Source organism: Solitalea canadensis DSM 3403, from assembly GCF_000242635.2.
Lineage (GTDB): Bacteria > Bacteroidota > Bacteroidia > Sphingobacteriales > Sphingobacteriaceae > Solitalea > Solitalea canadensis.
In genome coordinates this window covers 361,846-383,620 of sequence record NC_017770.1, presented here as the reverse complement: position 1 = coordinate 383,620, position 21,775 = coordinate 361,846, and the positions used below count along the sequence as shown (strand labels likewise).

The window sequence follows — 21,775 nt, the reverse complement described above, 5'->3', positions numbered from 1 at the left end:
GCTAGTATTTAGGATTTTGTACTAATCCGGCTGTTCTAACCTCATTAATAGGAATTGGTAGCACTTCATTTTTCCCTGCAACAAAACCTTCATCGGCAAGCTCTGTTGGAGCCATTCCCCAACGTACAAGATCAAGAAAACGGAAACCTTCAAAGGCTAATTCCAGCTGGCGCTCTCTTACAATTGCATTGAATAGATCAGTTCCAGAAGGAGTAATTGATGCTAATTTCGAACGATTTCTCACCATATTTAAATATTGCTGAGATTTACCAGGATTACCATTTCTGTATTGAGCTTCTGCAGCCATTAATAATACGTCAGCATATCTGATCAATCGGAAGTTGGTACTATAGTTTAGCTCATTAGCTTCGGGACCAGTTTGCTGCTGGAATGTACCGTATTTGCGTTGGAAATATCCTTCATAATCATAAGCATTAGGAGCGGTCCAGTCGCCACCTGCTTTTTTCAACTCAACATCCGACATAATGGTATTCACTCTTCTTGCACTATCACCAGCGGCAACAAATGCATCATACAACTTTTTCTTAGGTGTATTGAACCCCCATCCACCAAGTAGTGAATCTGCAGGTGCTTTTGTATAGAAGTCACTTCTTGGACCCATTAACTGAACATGGATATTACTTTCTGGTTGAGATCCCCAAGGAAAATTACCCCATCCATATTTTTCTGATGAAACAAATGAAGATTCAAATAATGATTCTTTACCGAATTCACCAGATGGAGAAAATACTTTCGCTACAGATACTTCTAAGCCATATTGTCCAGAACTGATCACACTCTCAAATTGAGTAACGGCTTCAGGCCATTTTTCCTCGAACAAATACACCTTACCCAATAAAGCCTGAGCTGCACCTTTTGAAAATCTGAATTTATCTGCTGCGCTGTACTCACTTTTTAATGGAAGATCAGCAATAGCTTCTGTTAAATCTTTCTCAATTTGAGCATAAACATCAGCTTTAGGAGCACGCGTGATCGTGGTGTAGTTAGCAGGATCAACTTCATTCAAAATCAATGGAACATCACCCCATAATGCAACCAAGTCGAAATAAGTAAATGCTCTTAACGCTTTAGCTTCCGCAATGATGCGTTTACGAACATTGGTTTCAGCTTGAACTTTGTTAATTACAAGGTTTGCACGGTAAATGGTGAAATAAGAGATCTTCCATGTTAATCCAACGTTTCCATTCGTTGGATCAAGCGTTGCCATTTTATCCAATGACTGATAACCAGGCTGGTCGCCCGCGTTACTACCACCTGCATTACTATCGTCAGAAGGCATCTCTTTAACCATGTACTTACTACTCCAAGCCTGATAATAATCTGCTCCAGACATATCATAAACAGCTATTAAAGCCTGACTCGCATCCTGATCCGTTTTATAGAATTCATCTTTAGAAAGTTTTCCTGAAATAGGCTGATCCAGGAAATCATTACCACAACTTGCCAATGTTAGCAAGGTTGTGCCTAATAATATATACTTGATATTTGAAATTTTCATTTTACAGTTTGTTAAAAGTTACTTTAAAACAGTTTGTTATAATCTCTACTATCTCTCAACAAAAATTAGAAAGTAACTGAAAGACCACCGGTAAAGACTCTTGGCACTGGATAAACACCTCTGTCAATGCCCATACTATTCTGCTTATCAGCATTCGAACCACCTTCAGGATCCATTCCTTTATAGTTAGTGAATGTGAAGAAGTTATCAGCAGAAAGGTATACTCGTAATGCTTTTAACTTAATTTTACTGATCAAGTTAGGAGCGAAGGTATAACCTAATTGTAGCTGACGGATACGAGTAAATGCAGCACTGAACACCATTAAATCACTGTTATAGACATATGGACTACTAGTGTTTGGAGCAAACCAGCTGTTGGTACTACCTTCTCCTGTCCAACGGTCAGAATAGAAGAATTCTGGTTTATTAGCTGTTGGACGGTCAACACGGTTAAAGCCCATCATAACTTCGTTTCCACCTTGTCCTTGGACAAAGCACATGAAATCAAAGTTTTTATAGCTAAGGTTTACAGTTACACCATAAGTGTAAGCAGGATTTGGATCTCCGATGTAAGTTTGGTCAGCTGCAGAAATTTTACCGTCATTGTTGTAATCCACTACAATAGGATCACCAGGCTTGGGATTGTAATCAGAGATTTTGCTTTTATACTCATCAATTTGTGCCTGATTTTGGAAGATACCTGAAGTTTTGTAACCATTAAAGTACCAAATTGGATATCCCTTACTAAATAAGGTTGCTGTATAACCAGTTCCTACAGAAGCACCACTAATTTGGTTAAGTAGCGGATTAATGTAAGTAACTTCATTTTTCAGTAAACTTAGGTTCGTATTCACTGAATACTTAAATGCTTTTGATGAATTGCTCTTATAAGTTAAACCGAATTCCCATCCTTTATTTTCAACATCACCACCGTTTACAATTTCCAATTTGTTACCAACAGCATCAGGAATTACACCCGGGGTTAATAAGTCTTTGGTCGTTTTTTTGAACCAGTCAACTTCTAAGAATAAACTGTTATTGAAGAAACCCAATTCAGCACCTAAGTCTAACTGCTCACTGGTTTCCCAGGTTAAATCTTTATTATCAAGATTAGTAGGAGCTGCACCGATCAAATACTGTCCATTAGCGTTTGGATATTGAAGTCCTTGAGTACTAACACCTGATAGCCAGGTACCGATACCAATATTAGCCAAACTACCATTTTGACCCCAGCTGGCACGTAGTTTAGTGTAATTCATCACTTTCTCTAAATTAGCCGGGAAAAAATTTTCATTTGAAAGTACCCAGCCTGCTGACACAGCTGGAAATACACCCCATCTGTTATCTGGTGCTAATTTTGATGAACCATCTGTTCTTAATGATCCGTTGAATAAGTATTTTCCTTTATAATCATAAGAAACACGACCGAAGTAAGAAGCTAAGGTATAATCTTCATATTTACCTAAAATTCTGTCTGAAGCATCCGGAGAAAAGTCAGGATAAGAGAATCTGGTTTCACTACGGAAGAATCCGGCATAACTACTTTCCATGTTATTGTAGTTAGATTTTAATGCCGACATACCACCTAAAACAGAGAAAGCATGATCGCCTATTGTTTTATCATAGGTTGCAAAGTTCTCGAAGTTCCAGGTAAAGTAGTTACGCTCATAATCGGTACCGTTTAATGTACCATTCTGACTTTCACTTGAGAACCAGAATAATGGAGTCCAGTTATGATTTTTAACAAAGGCAGCGTCGATACCAAAACGGCTGGTAAATCTCAACCCTTTAATAATATCAATGTTGGCAAAAACATTACCCACCACCTTATTTTGAGTAGTTGATTGTTGAGCTAATTGCATACGAGCAACAGGGTTGCCGTATTCACCTTTGATATAGTTAGAGATACCGTAATAGTTGCCATTCTCATCCTTAACTAAAGGCTGTCCTTCTGATATTGCTTTTTGAACGTGAGCAGGAAGAGCATTTCCCTGAGCATAAGTTATTGGAGTAATTGGATCTAATACAATAGTACTACTCATTACTGAACCAAACTCATCATTTTCAGAGAAACCCGTAGTGGTAAAGTTAGAATAAGATAAACGCTCACCGATATTTAACCAGTCTTTTACTTTATTATCGGTATTTAAACGAACGGTATAACGTTTAAAATCTGCTTTATCACCACCGGCAACACCTTTTTGATTAAAGTAAGTCATACCTACCATGTAAGAGGATTTTTCGCCACCTCCAGTAAAAGTTAACGCATGGCGTTGTTGAGGTGCATTTTGAAAAACAGCATCTCTCCAGTTGGTTCCAGAACCAACAGCAGCTGCTTCTGCCGCAGTCGGAATAGTTCCTGCTGTTCCTGAAGCTAATAAATATTCCTGATATTGGCTAGCATTCATCATTGGCATTAGATTACCAATTGATTGCTGACCGATTTGGAATGAGTAATCAATATCGTTTTTAGCCTTATTCTTACCTGATTTAGTGGTAATCAGCACAACACCGTTAGCACCCTCAGCACCATAAATAGCCGCAGAAGCTGCATCTTTTAAAATTTCTGTTGATTCAATTTCCGAAGGGTCTAAGTATTCAATACCCCCGGCTCTTACCCCATCAACAATATACAAGGGATCTGAGTTCTTATTTGAACCAGCACCACGAATGCGGATACTTACAGGGGCTCCGGGAGAACCCGATTGAGGCAATACAGTTACACCTGCAGTGCGGCCCTGCAAAGCCTGGTCGATACGGCTGATTGATGTGGTTTTTAAATCTTCAGCCTTTACCTGTGAAATAGCTCCGGTTACCAATGATTTTTTTTGAGTTCCGTAACCTACTACTACTACCTCATCCAGATTGGCAACATCTTCTTTCATTTGTACAGAGATAGAGGTTTTCCCTGCTACTGGCATTTCTACCGAAAGATAGCCAATGTAATTAAACACTAAAGTTCCATTGGAAGGAGCTTTAATGCTATAATCACCATTATTATCTGTTCCGGTCCCTCGGCTCGTTCCTTTAACGGAAACGGTAACGCCGGTCAGTGGCTGACCTGCATTGTCAGTCACTTTTCCCTTGATCGCTAAATCCTGCGCAAGAAGCTGCATACTGCTTAGCGTGAGCAGTGTCAGGAAAACAAGTACAAGTTTTTTCATAATTGGTTGTAATTTGCTTATCGCATTAAATTGGTTAATCTGTTAATAAATCGGTCGATTCAAATATATGCGATAAGAGAAATATATCAATATAACGCACTGATAAACAGTGTATTATAGACACTTTAATACGCTTCAATACCGTGAGTTAATTTTATAATTACTGCTGATTTTCAGCTGCAATAGGGGAAAAAGAGAATTGTAATTTTTTTTTCTGATACGCAATTATACCGCATAGGTATTTTTGCCTATTCGATTGACAATCAAATAATTGCAGAATAAAGAAAATTTCACTCCGACAGGCTTAAGGCAAATATTTACAAGGTAAACCTGCAAAAATCTTCTTAATTTTTCTGCAAACAGCTAAAACTTCAAAATTTAAAGGAATTTTAAACAGCTTCTTCGAGTAATATATCGCTCCAGCTTTGAGATTCTTTAGGCTTAACAGTCTTTTTGCGTTCATTCATTGCCTTCTTAATCTTACTGGCATAAGCCCAACAGGTGCTTTGTCGAATTTCTAATATTTCAGAAAGTTTATGAGAGGAGATATTTCCTTTTGAGGAATAGATAAGGAATATCATATAAAATGCCTTATTAATTGGGATACGAGTGTTTTGCAAAATAGTATAGGCTGTTACCGACTCTTCATAACCACATTTTGCACAACGACGATTTAATAAACCATGACCATGATAATAAGATGAATGCTCACAGCGCTGACATTCATAGCCCTTTTTCCATTTTAGTTCTGCAAGGAAACGTAAACAACTATCGTTATCAGGGTATAATTTACTGAATTCTTCGAAATCCACGTTTTTCAACATAATCCTTGCTTCAGTAACTTTAGCCACATCTTCTTTTAGCTGTACATTGTCTTTCGCAAGTAACTGATTCATCTCAGCAATTTCCGCAGCTTGTTCTTTTAGTAATTCATTGGCTTCCCGAAGTTCCAGCGTTTTAAACCGAACCTGCTCCTCCAACTCTTTGTTGTGTGAATCTTTCAGCTGATGATTTATTCGTAGCTGTTTAATGATTCGTTGAGTCGCGATATCTTTCTGCACCCTAAGTAATCTTACTTTATCACCAATGGCAAACGATAAAAACATCATTTCCATTACAAAACAGAAACTTAAGCTATAATGAGTAATGGGTCCGTATGGCAAAAAATTTGGCCAATAGGTTAAAATACCTTTAACTGCCAATCCCAGAAATAAGAAAGAGTAACCAATAACATAAAATCGTGCTGGCCTGTACCCTTTTATTCTTAAACAAATACCAATATAAAACGCAACACTAAGAGGGATAGCTTCTACCTCACGCATTTCAAATCCAGCCCTGTAATAAAGTAAACAGAATAGAAAAAACACCGTTCTTAATACCAATGTAATAATAATCAATCTGTCGAGGTTTGGAGCTTTCTTCTTTAGATTCAGCAGTTTACGCCCGAACAATAAAGCAAAAAATGAAGCTGCATATAAGGAATAACCTGTTGTATGTTGGTTCCAGGTAGGAAAGTTTGGCCATATGTATTCATAAGCAATACCATCAGCACACATTTCATACATGGCAATACTTAATAAATAAGCGATGTAATATAAATAATGGTTCTCTTTAATGGCGAAGTACATCATCAGGTTGTAAAAACAAAAAACGATGATCATTCCATAGAATATTCCAAAAAAGTAATACTCATTTAATGCGTAGGATACAAACCAGTTAACGGAGCGCAACACAAATAACGCATCCGCTTTTTGTGCTGATTTTACTTTGATGTAGTACGTGTGAACTTCATTATCCTTATTCGCCAGATCAAGAACATAATTTTTATGATGGTAATTCCGCTGACTAAATTTAAAACTATCACCAAACTCTGTTTCTTTATAGGTTCCGTTATCTTGCAGCTCATAGAACTTTACATAATCAATCGTTTGGTCAAAAAACTCAATTACCCAGTTTTTCTGTGAACTAACATTGTTCTTTATTTTAATACGGTACCAATAAGTTGAATTACGATTAAAATTATGAGGGAATAAAAGTCTGCTGGAAATAAACTTAGTAGTATACTCGGCTGAAGTAATGTCTGAAATAGTCAGTTTTTCAGAAGGGTCTTCTGTATACTGAATATCTCCGTACATAAAAATATGTTGATTCAGACTATCGTTAATAGCAATGACGTTTTGAGCGCTAACAAAAGAAGTTTTGACAATAACCAACAATAACGCCAATAGGCATACTTTGTACACATACTTCATAATTAACATTTTGGTTGACAGAAGGCTGGGATGCCTGATTTCAAATGTAACTAAAAAGTTAACACTCGCAAGGTTAATAGTATGTACGACATCCTATTTTTCCTATCACCTTCAACTGTATATTTGCCAAAATTTATTTTAATGAAAAAACATCTACTCTTAATCATCACATTACTTTTCGCTCAATTAATAGTTTATAGTCAAACTATTCCCTACAAATTTGGAAATGTCACATTTGATGAATTGACAATGTCTGGGTACCCTGCTGATACTTCAGCCAATGCAATAATATTAAATGAATTTGGGGAGGCATTTATAGAGAACGATTCTCCGGAGTTTTTAGACCTTAATTATTATGGAAAAATTAAAATTTTTAACCAGAAAGGTCAGTCGGAGGCAACCATAACCATCCCTTTGTATAAATCGGGAGGTAAGGAAGAAGAGATTATCGGTGTTGAGGCCTATACTTACAACCTTGTTTCAGGCGAAATAGTAAAAACAAAACTACCGGCAAAAGAGGTTTACAGAGAAGGTCTTAATGAAAAACACAATGTGGTAAAGTTTACTTTTCCACAAGTAAAAGACGGGAGTGTTTTAGAATACAAGTACATCTTACGCTCACCTTTTTATTTTTACAATTTTCATGAATGGACCTTTCAATCAGATATTCCGAAATTACGGAGTGAGTATTGGGCAAAAATTCCAGGTTATTTTAATTACAAAGTCTCATTACGTGGACTACTTAAGTTGTCGTCGCAATCAACCACTTTACTAAAAGATTGTTTCGATCCGCCCGGGAATCTAAAGTCAGACTGCACCTTCTTCAAAGCTGCAATGGATAATATTCCGGCAATGAAAGGCGAGGAATACATGACTACACTACGTAACTATCTTGCAAGAATCGAATTTGAGATTGAAGAATACCTGAGTCCAACTACAGGAGGAAAAGAACGCTTCAGCACAACCTGGAAGGATGTTGAACGTCAATTACTAATGGATTCAAAATTCGGCCCATTAGTAGATAAAAATCAAAAATTCTATACGCAAGTTATTCCTGCTGAGATCGCAGCACAAACGGACTCTCTTGAAAAGGCCAAACTGATCTATGCTTTTATAAAAAAATCCATTGCATGGAATGAAAAATATGGAATGCTTGCATCAAATGATCCTAAAAACATTATAGGAAAGCATTCCGGAAATATTGCTGATATTAATCTATTCCTAACCGGAACATTAAAAGCGCATGGTTTCAATGTTTATCCGGTTATACTTTCTACACGTGAAAATGGATATCCAACCACACTATATCCTATTTTAACAGATTTCAACTATATAATAGCTAATGTAATTATAGGTGGAAAATCTTATTTGTTGGACGCAACAGAAAAAGAGTTGGATTTTGGAACTATTCCTTTCAGGTGTTTAAATAAAGAAGGACGCATTGTTGATTATAAAAAATCAAACTGGATAAACCTTGTTCCCAAACTTTTTGATACTGAACAGATCAATGTAGAAATGACTGTAAGTTCAGATGGTTCAATCAAAGGATCTTTTGCTGGTCGGAAATATGACTATGCAGCAATTAAAGAGCGCAAGAAAATTAACAGTTTTTCTTCAATGACAGATTTTCAGAAAAGTATTCAGGATAAGTTTACCACAGGAACCATCGACTCTCTTAAAACTGAAAACTTAGATGTACTGAATGAACCATTAGAGGTAAAGTTCAAATTTAAATTGCATGAGGAAGATGCTGCTGATTCAAAAACAATTTACCTGCAACCGTTTATATTCGACAAACTTGAAAGCAATCCACTTAAACAAAATATAAGAACTTTCCCTATCGACTTTGGCATCAAGAAACGATCAATAACCAATTTATCCATTACTATTCCTGAAGGGTACGAAGTTGAATCAATAGTAAAGAACACAAACTTTGTGCTAGCTGATAAAAGTGGATTCTATAAGATTGGCACTGAAATAAATGGCAACAAAGTTAACATTCAAACGATTCTGCAGCTAAACGAGACCATCTATCCGTCAGAGGCTTATCCAATGCTTAAAGAATTATTCAGTTTGATTATTAAAACCCAAAATGAGCCAATTGTGTTAAAGAAGAAAACTGTTAATATTGCTACAAAAAAATAAAAACAACGAAGGGAAGATGATCATCTTCCCTTCGTTGTTTTTATCACATCCAAACTAATTTCAGAAGAAATAAAAGAGCAATAATATACACCGTAATACTTATTTGATTAGCTTTTCCGGTGAATAGCTTAATAAATACGAATGCCAACATTCCAAAAACGATTCCTTGAGCAATGCTATAAGTAAATGGCATCATTACCATTGTCATGAACGCAGGGATCGCTTCTGTAAAATCATTGAAATTGATACTTGCGATTGAAGAAACCATAAACAATCCCACAATTATTAATGCCGGAGCAGTTGCTGCTGAAGGAACTAATAAAAACAATGGGGCAAAGAATAGTGCAATTAAAAACATTCCAGCAGTACTCAAGGCGGTTAATCCAGTCCGACCCCCTGCCGCTACTCCTGAAGCACTTTCAACATAAGCAGTAATAGTACTTGTTCCTAATATAGCTCCAAAGGTTGTTCCGATAGCATCTGCAAATAATGCCTGTTTTACTTTCGGAAAATTACCATCTGCATCTATTAATCCGGCTTTTGCTGCTACGCCAAGTAAAGTTCCGACGGTATCAAATAAATTAACAAACAGAAAAGTGAGTATGACAACAAGCATATCTGCCGAAAAAATATCTTTCCAATCGAATTGGGCAAAAATTGGTGATAATGAAGGTGGCATACTAACCAAATTTCCTTTAGGAAGTTCAGTTACTCCAAGTGGAATTCCTAACAATGTACCGGCTAAAATTCCAATTAATATAGCAGCTTTAACATCAAGAGCTACTAGAACAGCTGTTACAAGTAATCCAATCAGAACAACCCAAACATGTCTGTCGGCCATATTACCTAATGTAACTAAAGTGGCCGAATTAGCCACAACCAAGCCTGAATGCTGTAATCCAATGAACGTTATAAATAAACCTATACCAACTGGAATTGCATCTTTTAATGTTTTTGGAATACTATTCACAATCAATTCCCGAACATTAAAGAAAGTTAAAACCAGGAAAATTAGTCCTTCAATAAAAACGGCAGTAATTGCCATTTGCCAAGAGTAACCCATTACCTGAACCACCGTAAAAGCAAAAAATGCATTTAATCCCATTCCGGGTGCAGCGGCAATTGGCAAGTTGGCCATAAAAGCCATAACCATTGTGGCGATTACTGTAGATAGTACGGTTGCTGTAAACAATGCATGCTTATCCATTCCTGTAGATCCTAAAATGGCCGGATTTACAGCAAGAATATAAGCCATGGTCATAAAAGTGGTTATACCTGCAAGAATTTCTGTTCTGACTGTTGTTTTATGACTGGATAACTGAAAAAGTTTTTCAAACATCAGCGTTAAATTAATGTTGAGCGCAAATTAATGAAGCATATCATTTACCTATAAATTACTATTTATAACTGTAAAATGATACGGCAATTTATTATTAGGATTATATATTAAAATTTCGCCAAATAGGATCCGAAGGCAATGGAGCAATAATTTCCATGGGTTCTTTCTTTACCGGATGTTCAAACGTAATTTTTCTTGCATGCAGATTAATACTCCAGTCGGGATTAGAGCGTTGAAACCCATATTTCCTGTCGCCCCGAATTGGACAACCCATATTGGCTAACTGCACACGAATTTGATGATGACGACCGGTTAACGGATTTATCTCTAGCAGATAATAGGAGTCTGATTTGGAAAGCACTTTATAAGAAAGCTCACTTCTTAAACTTCCTTCAATTTCTTTATCGTAAGCTTTGGAGGTATTCGTTTGCGGATTCTTTCTCAGATAGTTGATGAGCGTATCTTCTTTTTTAGGAGGAGCATTTTTTACAACGGCCCAATAAGTTTTATGGATATCTCGCCCTTTAAACAGCTTATTGAAGCGTTCTAATGCTTTGCTTGTTTTAGCAAAAAGTATTACTCCACTTACCGGTCGGTCCAAACGATGTATCAGCCCTGCAAAAGCAGCACCAGGTTTATCGTAAGTATATTTAATATAATCTTTAACAAAGTCGATCAGTGGCTTATCTCCTGATTCATCAGACTGAACAGCAATTCCTGCCGGCTTATTGATAGCTAGTATATGATTGTCTTCATAAAGAACTTCAATGTCTTTATAAGTATATGTATTAACTAACCCTTTCCCCATCCCTATTAGTTAATTATGATGAAAAACAGTACCAGATCAGTGATCGGGCCTGCCAATTAATATTTATTTCGCTGCTAATTAATATTGTTCCTTTTTTCCAGGAAAATCCTGACTTTTTACATCAGTGATGTATTGTTTTACCGCACCGGTAATCTCTTCAAATAAGTTTAAATACTGACGCAAAAATCTTGGGCGGAAGCCTTTAGTAATACCCAACATATCATTCACCACCAGCACTTGTCCGTCAACATCCGGTCCTGCACCTATGCCAATAGTCGGAATTTTAACTAATGAAGTTGCTTCTTTTCCCAATTTAGCAGGTATTTTTTCCAACACAACGGCAAAACACCCCGCATCTTGTAGTATTTGAATATCAGATAACAACTTATTGGCTTCAGCATCCTCTTTGGCTCTTACTGAATAGGTTCCGAACTTATAGATCGACTGTGGAGTTAATCCAAGGTGTCCCATTACCGGAATACCTGCAGATATAATACGCTCTATAGAATCTTTCACTTCAGCACCACCTTCTAATTTTACACCGTGAGCTCCTGATTCTTTCATTATGCGAATAGCAGAGGCTAAAGCTTCTTTTGAATTACCCTGATAAGAACCAAAAGGTAAATCAACCACTATCAATGCACGTTTAGTACCACGTACTACCGACGAAGCATGATAAATCATTTGGTCAAGTGTAATAGGAAGCGTAGTCTCATGCCCCGCCATTACATTTGACGCCGAATCACCTACCAAAATAACATCAATTCCGGCACCATCAAGAATTACTGCTGTCGAGTAATCATAAGCCGTTAGCATTGAAATTTTTTCGCCGTTCAGTTTCATTTCCTGTACGGTATTAGTGGTAATTCTACGTATTTCGGTATTGACTGACATTTTGTAGGATTTAATTGAATAAATGCAGGCGAAAGTACCTGATTTTTTCTACCTTTGCAACTTAATGAGCACGTTCGAGAAAATCCCTGCTGTACTATTACTTGAAGATGGTACGGTATTCCATGGAAAAGCTGCCGGTAAAATAGGTACCACTACCGGCGAGATTTGTTTTAACACCGGAATGACCGGTTATCAGGAAATTTTCACAGATCCTTCGTACTATCGTCAAATCATGGTTACGACCAATGCACACATTGGTAACTATGGTATCAGCGATGAAGAAGTTGAATCTGGTTCGGTAAAAATTGCAGGATTGGTTTGTAAGAATTTCACGTCGAATTATTCACGTAAAATGGCTGATGAATCGATCCAGGAATATTACCTTAACGAAAATGTAGTGGCAATTTGCGATGTAGATACTCGTCAATTGGTACGTCACATCCGCGATAAAGGAGCCATGAATGGTATCATTTCTTCTGAAACCCTTGACCTTGATGAATTGAAAAAGAAACTTAGCGAAGTTCCTTCAATGGCAGGCTTGGAATTATCTTCGGAAGTAAGTACCCGTGAACCTTATTTTTACGGAAATCCTGAAGCTACCCACCGTGTAGCCGTTTTAGACTTAGGTGTAAAGAAAAACATTCTCCGCAATTTTGATGAGCGCGATGTTTATTGCAAGGTATTCCCTGCAAAAACAACGTTTGAAGAAATGGAGCAATGGAATCCTCAGGGTTACTTTATTTCTAATGGCCCAGGCGATCCTGGAGCTATGCCTTATGGTGTTGATACCGTTAAGAAAATAGTTGCTGCCGAAAAACCAATGTTTGGTATTTGTTTAGGTCACCAAATGTTGGCCCAAGCAAACGGTATTTCAACTTATAAAATGAAAAACGGGCACCGTGGATTAAACCACCCTGTTAAAAACATTATTAAAAATCATTGCGAGGTAACTTCTCAAAATCACGGCTTTGCCGTAAACCCTGATGAGGTTAAAGCTTCTGATAAAGTTGAGATCACTCACATCAATCTTAATGATGGAACAATTGAAGGTATCCGTGTAAAAGGTAAAAATGCATTCTCGGTTCAATATCACCCTGAATCATCACCCGGACCTCACGATTCTCGTTATTTATTTGATGATTTCATAGCGATGCTTAAATAGGTTATTGCTTACTTAAAAATATAAACGCCGCAGATTTCCTGTGGTGTTTTTTGTTTTTGTTCTAGCGCGATAAGGAACACACCCCTAACCCCTCTCAAGAGGGGAATCTGGACGCGGTTCCCCTCTTGAGAGGGGTTAGGGGTGTGTTTATTTTCTACTTCAACTCACCTATCATCGCCTCCACTACCTTGGCACTGTTTCCAACGAATATTTTGAACCCGTCAATAACAACAGGACGTTTTAAGAAGGTATATTCCTGAAGAATCAAATCACGGTAGTCATTCTCTGTCAGTTGCTTTTCATGTAAGCCCATTGGTCGGAACTTTTGAGAACGACGGCTAAATAATTCTTCATAAGATCCGGCAAGTTCTTTCATGGCATCTAATTGAGCCGAAGTAATTGGCTCTGCCTTTATATCCTGTTTTTCAAAAGAAATTCCGGCCTCTTCTGCTTGCTTAATTATTTTGCTGCAAGTACTGCAGCTCGACAAATGATAGATTTTAGGCATAAATAGTAACTTATTGAGTTCGCAAAAGTAGACAATTTACGATAAGGAATTTTCATTAGACAGGGCATTTTCAGCGTCGCTTGCATTTTGTAATGGAGCATTGGCAATATCGTTTAATGCATTTACAGTAAAGAATGCCTGATGGCCGGAGATTAACACATTTGGAAAGGTTAATAGTCTTGCAAAAACATCATCCTGAATAATTTTATCTGAGAGATTTTTAAAGAACAATTCTGCTTCTTCTTCATAAACGTCAATTCCCAAGGAACCTATTTTACCGGTCTTTAAAGCATTTATTACCGCTTTAGTATCAATTAGTCCTCCCCGGCTTGTATTGATAAGCATAACACCTTGTTTCATCGACGCAATTGTTTGCTCGTTGATGATATGCTTATTTTCTTCCGTTAAGGGACAATGCAAACTAACAATATCTGATTCGACGAATAATTGGTCTAAAACTTACGTAAGTAACCCCATTCTCTACACATTGCTTGTTTGGATAAATGTCGTATGCAATAACTCTGCATCCAAAACCTTTTAAAATAGCGCTGAATACTTGTCCTATTTTTCCTGTTCCTACAACCCCTACGGTTTTATTAAACAGATCAAAACCCATCAGTCCGGATAACTCGAAATTCCCTCTTTTTATGCGGTTATAGGATTTATAAACCTTCCTATTTAAAGCCATTATTAATGTCATTGCATATTCTGCAACCGAATAAGGTGAATAATGACTTACGCGCATAACTGCAATATTGTGTTTTTTGGCAGCTTGCAGATCTACATTGTTATAACCGGTACATCGCAGCAAAATCGCTTTTACTTTGTAGTTTGCCAATTCGGTAATAACTTTTTCACCCAACTGATCATTAACAAAAATGCATACGGCATCATAGCCTTTTGCAAGAATCACCTATTTTTCATTAAGCTCAGGTTCAAAGAACTCGATTGTATGTTGATGATGCGTTTCGTTGAGGGTACTAAATATTTCTTTATCGTAGTTACGAGTTGAAAAGAAAGCAATTTTCATAAGAATAGATACTGAGTTTATCTAAAAATAAAAAAATCCTCCGACAGGGAGGATTCTTTATATCATTTATGTAGTTGCAGACATCTATGCATGATATGCTAACAAAGGAATGTTAATATGTTCAGCAAGCTTTTTCGTTAAACTAGGATTAAAGAACTTCTCAATCATCGTACGTTTATGCGTAACCATTACTAAAAGGTCAACATCATTTTGTTTTGCATAATTGATGATACCTTCAGAAACTGAGTTTGCTGTATGTGTTTCAACTTTGCAGTTAAGCGTTTGAGAAACCAGGTTAAGCTTATTGATTAGTGACTCTTCTTGTTTATCACTTGTATTGATCTTCAGGATCGTTGCATCCGCGTTTACGCTACTTGCAAAATCCATAATACGCTCAACATAAGGAAGCTCTTCTCCATGGAACTGCGTGGTGTACACAATTTTCTTCAATGGTTTCTCCGGATCAATATTAGCAGGAACTACTAACACGGGACAGGTTGCACGCTCTAATATAGATGAAGCATTGCTTCCCAAAAGTTTTTCAACTAAATCTGTAACGCCTTTTGTTCCCATGATAATTAGATTGATGTCTCCTTTGGTTAACTCATCTAATATTTCACTTTCAATAAGAAATCCTCGACGTGTAACAGCCTCTGTTTCCACTCCTGCATCGTGCAATTCTTGTTGAATAGCATCATTGCGTTCTTTGGCATCTCTTTCCTGAGTGGTAAGTACATCATCAATTATCTCAGGTGGCATATTAGGATCAACCATCGTTTGCACAATATGTAGCAGCCTTAATTTATACCCGTGATTAATCGCTAATCGTTTGGCATACGTCAATGCATTTGAGGCGGACTTAGAAAAATCGGTTGGAACTAATATGGTTTTCATTTTATGAACTTTGATTTATTTAAAGATAAAACGTATCAAATTGAGGTTTTATGATAAAAGTCATACACTATTTTTGTATTAATATTATAACAACTTTACTATAAGTTTAGTTTTAAAATCTACGAGCAGGATGGGCCATTTTTAAGTATTAAACCTATAACTTACTCTGGTAGTGGCTAACAAACAAACGAGAACCTTAAATTGAAGCGCTTTTAGAACTTGCATACTATTCGCACATTATCGTGTAAACAATTTACTCAAAAGTGTTGAATTTGATAACTTAATTTAAAGGAAATTGAAGATACAAATTCAAAAAATGAGTAAAAGATTATTTTTCTTCTTCAGGAACGATCACGAAAATATCTTCGCCATCTCTTTTCATAAGGTACTTTTCACGTGCAAATTTCTCCAGTTGTTCAGGATCAGTAGAGAGTTCTTTTAGATCTTTTTTAACTTTAATAATCTCTTCTTTGTAATACTGTTGATCTTTATGAATCTGACTTAATTTCTGACGGTATTCATATTGGGACGTAAAGTCATTTCTGTCCAAAAACATCATCCAAACAAAAAAAACAACTAGTGTTAAGTAATATTTATTTTTTACGATGGAGACAAGTTTCTGTATCATACTGACTGCGAGCTTACTGTTTCAACGGCACATTCGTATACCGTCTCTTTCAAAGGTAATGAGAAGATATTAAAACCGCAAAGGCGCGGAGACGCAAAGATTAACTTTGTGCCTTCGCGCCTTTGCGGTTAAATATTATGGTTATTTCTTAGCGAACTTGAAGTTTTTACCTAAGAAACGTGCAGTAGAACCTAATTCTTCTTCGATACGAAGTAATTGGTTGTATTTAGCGATCCGGTCTGAACGAGAAGCTGAACCTGTTTTAATTTGACCACAGTTTAAAGCAACCGCTAAGTCAGCAATGGTGTAATCTTCTGTTTCGCCAGAACGGTGACTCATTACTGAAGTGTAACCGTTATTTTGAGCTAAAGTAACAGCGTTAATAGTTTCAGTTAAAGAACCAATTTGGTTTACTTTTACCAAGATTGAATTTGCTACACCCATATCAATACCTTTTTGAAGGAATTTAGAGTTAGTCACAAACAAATCATCACCTACCAACTGTATTTTATCACCTAACTTCTCAGTTAATTTTTTCCAGCCATCCCAATCGTTTTCAGCTAAACCATCTTCGATAGAGATAATTGGATATTTAGCAGCCCAGTCAGCCCAGTAAGCAACTAACTCATCGCTAGTAAATTTACGATCCGGGTTTGATTTATAGAAGCTATATAAACCTGTTTTCTCATCGTACATTTCAGAGCTGGCAGCGTCCATAGCAATATAAACATCGCTTCCTGGTTTATATCCAGCCGACTCGATAGCTTGCAATACAGTTTCGATCGCCTCTTCGTTTGAACCGATGTTTGGAGCAAAACCACCTTCGTCACCTACGTTAGTAGAGTAACCTTTTTTCTTTAATACATTTTTCAAGTGGTGGAATACTTCAGTACCCATACGTAAAGCATGAGAGAAAGACTCCGCACCAACAGGCATTACCATGAATTCTTGGTAATCAATTTTGTTATCAGCGTGCGCACCACCGTTTACAATGTTCATCATTGGAATTGGCAATGTGTTAGCATTAACACCTCCAATGTAACGGAACAATGATTGGTGAGATTCTTGAGCAGCCGCTTTTGCAACAGCTAAAGAAACACCTAATACAGCATTTGCACCTAAATTACCTTTGTTCTCAGAACCGTCGATTTCGATCATGGCTTTGTCGATCAGGTTTTGATCAAACACATCCATACCACGCAATGCGTCGGCAAGTTTATCATTTACATTGGCAACAGCTTTAGTTACGCCTTTACCCATGTATACATTTTTATCATTATCGCGAAGTTCTACAGCTTCGTGCATACCGGTAGAAGCACCGGAAGGTACAGCCGCACGGCCTACAACACCGTTCTCAGTGATTACATCCACTTCAACGGTAGGATTACCTCTTGAGTCGAGGATCTGCCTTGCTTTAACATCTAAGATTAAACTCATGTTATAGTTATTTGTAATTTGTTATTATGTTCTGTGTGGTTTGCAGAAATTATCTGTTTCCCAGCTATCCCAAACCGTTATTCCTGCTTTTAATAGTGCAGCCGAAAGTAGCTAAAAATACTCACACAGACAAACTGATTTTTGTCAGGCTTTTATTAATTTTATAAAATAATTCAAATAAATTACTGATTTGATTAAATTAAGAACACTTTATTAAAGTTATCAAAACAAACAATACTTAGTGTAATATTAACACTAAATGTTGTTTTCAGGCTTCCCTTTCGTAAATCATTGGAAGGTATAATTTATACCTGATGGAAATTACACGAACCAAAACTACCGTAACAGCTGAAGCTATTTCAGTTAAATGCCGGCTTACCTCAAAATACTGTAATAGAAAGAACAAAGTACCTCCTAAAATACAAGCAGTTGCATAAATTTCCTTTCTAAAAACATGTGGAATTTCATTGATCAGCATATCTCTCAACACCCCTCCAAACGCCCCTGTCATAGTGCCTAGTGCTACACACAAGGCCGGATGCAACCCAAAAGCCAATCCTTGGGCAATTCCGGTTACCGTAAAGGCCCCCAACCCAAAGGAGTCGAAAAAGAAGAGTGTTTTTTTAAAATGATGAACATATGGTTTAGCAAACAATATCACCACATAAGCACCAAAAACTGTTAAAACAGTGGTGAAATTTCGCATCCAGGCAACAGGTGTGTAACCAATCATTACGTCCCGCAGTGTTCCCCCACCAACCGCTGTCACGAATGCCAATATAAGTACTCCAAAAATATCCAGACGTTTGTTCATGGCCGCCAAAGCACCGGAAATAGCAAACGCAATTGTTCCTAAAATATCAAAAAGGTGTAAAATGGACATGTAATTTTTGAGTTAGACCATGGTCCATAGTCCATAGACCATAGTATAAAATAAGACTGAAAGCATTCACTATCGACTATCGACTAATTAATAATCCCCGTTACGTTTTCTGATAAACCACTCTATGGCGAGCAACGTAATGATCAATCCGAAAAGCCACTTTAAGTTAATTAATTCATCGAGCTTTTTATCTTCAAAAGTGATTGTTTTGATGGTTTCTTTGTTTGTTATCAGCTCTTCAAGTTTGTTAAGCTGATTCGGATATACCATTTCACCTCCATTATTTTTGGCCAGGTTAAATAATAATTGATGGTCAGCGGTAGTTTGAAGCTCTTCTACATTTAAAGCATTGATTATAAATGCACCAGAGAAAGATTGCTCTTTACTTCCCAACTTTGTTTTGGCTGTATAGGTATAATCTCCTACGGGTAAAACACCTGCATTTAAAAAATAAGCCTTATCCGTTTTACTAAATGAAAAGTTATAATTTTTCCCTTCTTTATTTTTTACCACAACGGTTACTTCCGGATCATTAACTGGCTCATAGCTATCATTATACAACTCAGCATTAAACAAAATCGATTCATTCTCATCGAAGATTTTTTTAGGTTGAGTAACTCTGAATTTGCGCTTATCCTCGCGGGCCGTTAAATACTGAACCGTTTTTGTCAGAAATTCATTAAAAGCTTCGTGATTACCATTCGTTTGAAAATCGGCCAAACGCCAACGCCATAAGCCTTCACCAAATAAATAACCGGTTTTCAATCCATTGTTGTCACTAAAGCTTAACAGTGGCTCCCCTGTTTTCACTGTCCCGATTTGCTGCGTTAATAAAGTTCCTGTCAGATTTTTCAGTGTAAACTTAGCAAATGGGGTGTTTAATGGTGGATACCCTGCAAACTGCTTCTGAGCCGCTTCAGATAACGTAAACTGAAAGAAATCACCCTGAAATACTGGCTGGCTTTCATTATAGCTATTGCGAAAATTATTTACAACGGCACTGTTCTGTGCACGGTTAAACAGATCAATGTAAGTTTGATTACCTAGAATATACCATATCGGAACGCCAGAAGCTACCACCTTACTCACCACTCCACTGCTTGCCGCATCAGAAGACGGCAACTGATGAAGAATGATCAAACTATAATCCCCAAATTTCAAGACACCTGCTTTTTCAGCCAGTTCAGTGGTTACATCATAGTTCTTATTATTCTCTAACGATTGTTTTATTGCACCTAAATCAGGATGTGGTGAATCAGCCAAGACGAGCACTTTCTGACGTGCATCTAACACATCCACAAAAATACGCTGGGTATTATTTTTCGTAGTGATCTCATTCTGTAAAGGTTGAACACTAATAATATACTGTTGAGTTCCTGCTTTATCGGCTTCCAAATCCACAGAAATCGATTGCCGGAAATCATCAGCGTTTATTTGAATCTCTTTTAGTGACAACACTTTACCACCGTTTGAAACCGTTAAACGAGTTTTCTGGTTTGGAAATCCATTTGCGGCTATGTTTATAGTAATACGAAAAGTATTTCCGAGATAGGCGATTTTATTATAATCAACAGATGAAACCAGCAAATCTCTTTTAGGAGTGGTATCTCCTAGTGCAATTGTAAAAACTGAAGCATTAAAATTCAGTTTTTGATAGGCCGGATTTGGACCTCGGTTATACAAACCATCACTTGTTATGATTATCGCCCCTACATTCCGGTTTGCATACCTGCTATTCAGCTCGTCAAACAACTGGCCAAAATCTGTACGCTTTGCAGAATAATCTACAGCAGCTCCTTCTGTAATTTTGTCGCCGAATAAATACGTTTTAACCTCAAACTTTCCTGACAACTTTTTGGAAAGTCCTTCCAAATCTTTTGTTAATCCTGCTTTATAACGTTCAACATCCTTACTCAATAAAATTGATGATGAATTATCTTGCGCAATAATGATCAATGGTTTTTCAACCGTTCGGGAAACAGTTTTTATAAGTGGTGCGAGTAATAAGAATGCAATAAATGCCACTGCAAGCGCCCTCACAACAGCCAAAAACTTTCTGAGATTGGTATTTAATGAATTGCTATTACGATAAAGTAACCAGGCGTAAGCCACGCCAAGTAATAAACATGGAATTATCCACCAGGGAGAAACACTGCTAAAAATGATCACTAATTATTCTTTAAATGATAAATGCCGGGCTATGTAATCAGGGTTTTAAATTATTAAAAATTTCAGGCATTCCGCAAGACTGCTCTTTAATTTGCTATCATTTTACAAATATTAATCTAAACCTGCTGAAAACTAATAGTTAATTTCTTCGTATAAATCGATAATTTTATTCTCATAAATCTATCAACTGATTAAACCAACTAATGAATTCAACACAATTACAACTACTCGGACACGCATCTTTTAAGGTTACTACTCCTGAAGGAAGAATAATTTTAGTCGACCCATGGATTGCTGATAACCCTGCCATTCCGAACGATCTTAAAACTATTGACAAAGTAGACCTTATCTTGGTAACACATGGTCACGAAGATCACATGGACCCTGATTTACCTGCCTTATTGGAAAAATGGAATGCAAAGGTAGTTGTAAACCCAATTGTAAGATGGTATTTATTGGGCAAAGGTGTACCTGCAAATCGCATTGAAGCAATGAACCTGGGAGGAACTATCTCTTTTTTCGATTTAAAGGTTTCAATGGTTAATGCGTTTCATATTGCTCATATTCCATTAAGCGCAACTGAAATTGGTTTTCCTCATTCAACTGTTGGATTTGTGATTAAACTTTCCGACAATATCAGCATTTACTTTGCCGGAGACACCAGCGTATTTACCGACATGAAGGTAATTGGAGATATCTATAAACCTGATATTGCTGTTCTACCAATTGGAGATCGTTTTACTATGGGCCCACTTGAAGCTGCTTATGCAATCCGTTTATTGAATGTTAAACACGTAGTACCGTTTCATTACGGTACCTGGCCTATGCTCGCAGGTACTCCCGAAGAACTTAAAGAGTTAACCAATGATATTGCCGACCTGCATATCTATGCGTTAAAGGCCGGAGAAGCTTTAAATACACACTTTTAACTTTTACTGATAAA

Annotated in this window: 17 protein-coding genes; 3 read left to right on the top strand and 14 right to left on the bottom strand. The window is 37.0% G+C overall.

What is annotated here, in order from left to right; genetic code table 11:
- Position 1: 1 nt before the first annotated feature.
- The 3 genes from SOLCA_RS01490 to SOLCA_RS01480 all read right to left on the bottom strand — a co-directional run bounded on the left by SOLCA_RS01490 (position 2) and on the right by SOLCA_RS01480 (position 6,935).
- Entirely contained in the window at positions 2-1,519 is a 1,518-nt protein-coding gene (locus SOLCA_RS01490) for a RagB/SusD family nutrient uptake outer membrane protein (protein ID WP_014678678.1), read from the bottom strand.
- Positions 1,520-1,584: 65 nt separating this feature from the next.
- Positions 1,585-4,683, bottom strand: coding sequence for a SusC/RagA family TonB-linked outer membrane protein (locus SOLCA_RS01485; protein WP_014678677.1), 3,099 nt, complete (start codon positions 4,681-4,683; stop codon positions 1,585-1,587).
- Between the two features lie 389 nt (positions 4,684-5,072).
- On the bottom strand, positions 5,073-6,935 hold the full coding sequence (locus tag SOLCA_RS01480) for a 7TM diverse intracellular signaling domain-containing protein (RefSeq protein WP_157604493.1): 1,863 nt from the start codon (positions 6,933-6,935) through the stop codon (positions 5,073-5,075).
- A 141-nt stretch (positions 6,936-7,076) separates the two neighbouring features.
- On the opposite strand from SOLCA_RS01480, the gene SOLCA_RS01475 reads away from it, so the two are divergent.
- Entirely contained in the window at positions 7,077-9,080 is a 2,004-nt protein-coding gene (locus SOLCA_RS01475) for a DUF3857 domain-containing protein (RefSeq protein WP_042479146.1), read from the top strand.
- A 43-nt stretch (positions 9,081-9,123) separates the two neighbouring features.
- Here the strand turns inward: SOLCA_RS01475 and SOLCA_RS01470 are convergent, their stop codons facing one another.
- From SOLCA_RS01470 to panB, 3 genes are all read right to left on the bottom strand, one after another.
- Complete coding sequence (locus tag SOLCA_RS01470) at positions 9,124-10,419, bottom strand: NCS2 family permease (protein WP_014678674.1); 1,296 nt, start codon at positions 10,417-10,419, stop codon at positions 9,124-9,126.
- Between the two features lie 100 nt (positions 10,420-10,519).
- A complete protein-coding gene (locus SOLCA_RS01465) occupies positions 10,520-11,227 on the bottom strand; it encodes an RluA family pseudouridine synthase (RefSeq protein ID WP_014678673.1) in 708 nt (235 codons plus the stop codon).
- Positions 11,228-11,305: 78 nt separating this feature from the next.
- Positions 11,306-12,121, bottom strand: a complete 816-nt coding sequence (panB, locus tag SOLCA_RS01460) for a 3-methyl-2-oxobutanoate hydroxymethyltransferase (protein WP_014678672.1) — start codon at positions 12,119-12,121, stop codon at positions 11,306-11,308.
- 64 nt (positions 12,122-12,185) lie between these two features.
- On the opposite strand from panB, the gene carA reads away from it, so the two are divergent.
- Positions 12,186-13,283, top strand: coding sequence for a glutamine-hydrolyzing carbamoyl-phosphate synthase small subunit (gene carA / locus SOLCA_RS01455; protein ID WP_042480489.1), 1,098 nt, complete (start codon positions 12,186-12,188; stop codon positions 13,281-13,283).
- Positions 13,284-13,437: 154 nt separating this feature from the next.
- On the opposite strand, the gene SOLCA_RS01450 is transcribed toward carA, so the two are convergent.
- The 8 genes from SOLCA_RS01450 to SOLCA_RS01420 form a co-directional block, all read right to left on the bottom strand.
- Entirely contained in the window at positions 13,438-13,791 is a 354-nt protein-coding gene (locus SOLCA_RS01450) for an arsenate reductase family protein (RefSeq protein ID WP_014678670.1), read from the bottom strand.
- A 36-nt stretch (positions 13,792-13,827) separates the two neighbouring features.
- Complete coding sequence (locus SOLCA_RS23700) at positions 13,828-14,211, bottom strand: NAD(P)-dependent oxidoreductase (protein WP_281048046.1); 384 nt, start codon at positions 14,209-14,211, stop codon at positions 13,828-13,830.
- A gap of 1 nt (position 14,212) precedes the next feature.
- Positions 14,213-14,704 (bottom strand): NAD(P)-dependent oxidoreductase, encoded by a 492-nt coding sequence (locus SOLCA_RS23695; RefSeq protein ID WP_281048045.1) that lies wholly within the window; start codon positions 14,702-14,704, stop codon positions 14,213-14,215.
- Between the two features lie 201 nt (positions 14,705-14,905).
- Positions 14,906-15,715: a universal stress protein gene (locus SOLCA_RS01440; protein WP_014678669.1), complete on the bottom strand. Its 810-nt coding sequence runs from the start codon at positions 15,713-15,715 to the stop codon at positions 14,906-14,908.
- 328 nt (positions 15,716-16,043) lie between these two features.
- Positions 16,044-16,343 (bottom strand): FtsB family cell division protein, encoded by a 300-nt coding sequence (locus SOLCA_RS01435; RefSeq protein ID WP_014678668.1) that lies wholly within the window; start codon positions 16,341-16,343, stop codon positions 16,044-16,046.
- A 141-nt stretch (positions 16,344-16,484) separates the two neighbouring features.
- On the bottom strand, positions 16,485-17,780 hold the full coding sequence (eno, locus tag SOLCA_RS01430) for a phosphopyruvate hydratase (RefSeq protein WP_014678667.1): 1,296 nt from the start codon (positions 17,778-17,780) through the stop codon (positions 16,485-16,487).
- Positions 17,781-18,048: 268 nt separating this feature from the next.
- Positions 18,049-18,663, bottom strand: coding sequence for a trimeric intracellular cation channel family protein (locus SOLCA_RS01425; RefSeq protein WP_014678666.1), 615 nt, complete (start codon positions 18,661-18,663; stop codon positions 18,049-18,051).
- A gap of 87 nt (positions 18,664-18,750) precedes the next feature.
- Positions 18,751-20,832 (bottom strand): hypothetical protein, encoded by a 2,082-nt coding sequence (locus SOLCA_RS01420; RefSeq protein WP_014678665.1) that lies wholly within the window; start codon positions 20,830-20,832, stop codon positions 18,751-18,753.
- A 203-nt stretch (positions 20,833-21,035) separates the two neighbouring features.
- Here SOLCA_RS01420 and SOLCA_RS01415 point away from each other — a divergent pair, with 203 nt between their 5' ends.
- The gene (locus SOLCA_RS01415; protein ID WP_014678664.1) at positions 21,036-21,761 is read left to right on the top strand and encodes a metal-dependent hydrolase; all 726 of its coding nucleotides are present in this window, start codon (positions 21,036-21,038) and stop codon (positions 21,759-21,761) included.
- Positions 21,762-21,775 lie beyond the last annotated feature (14 nt).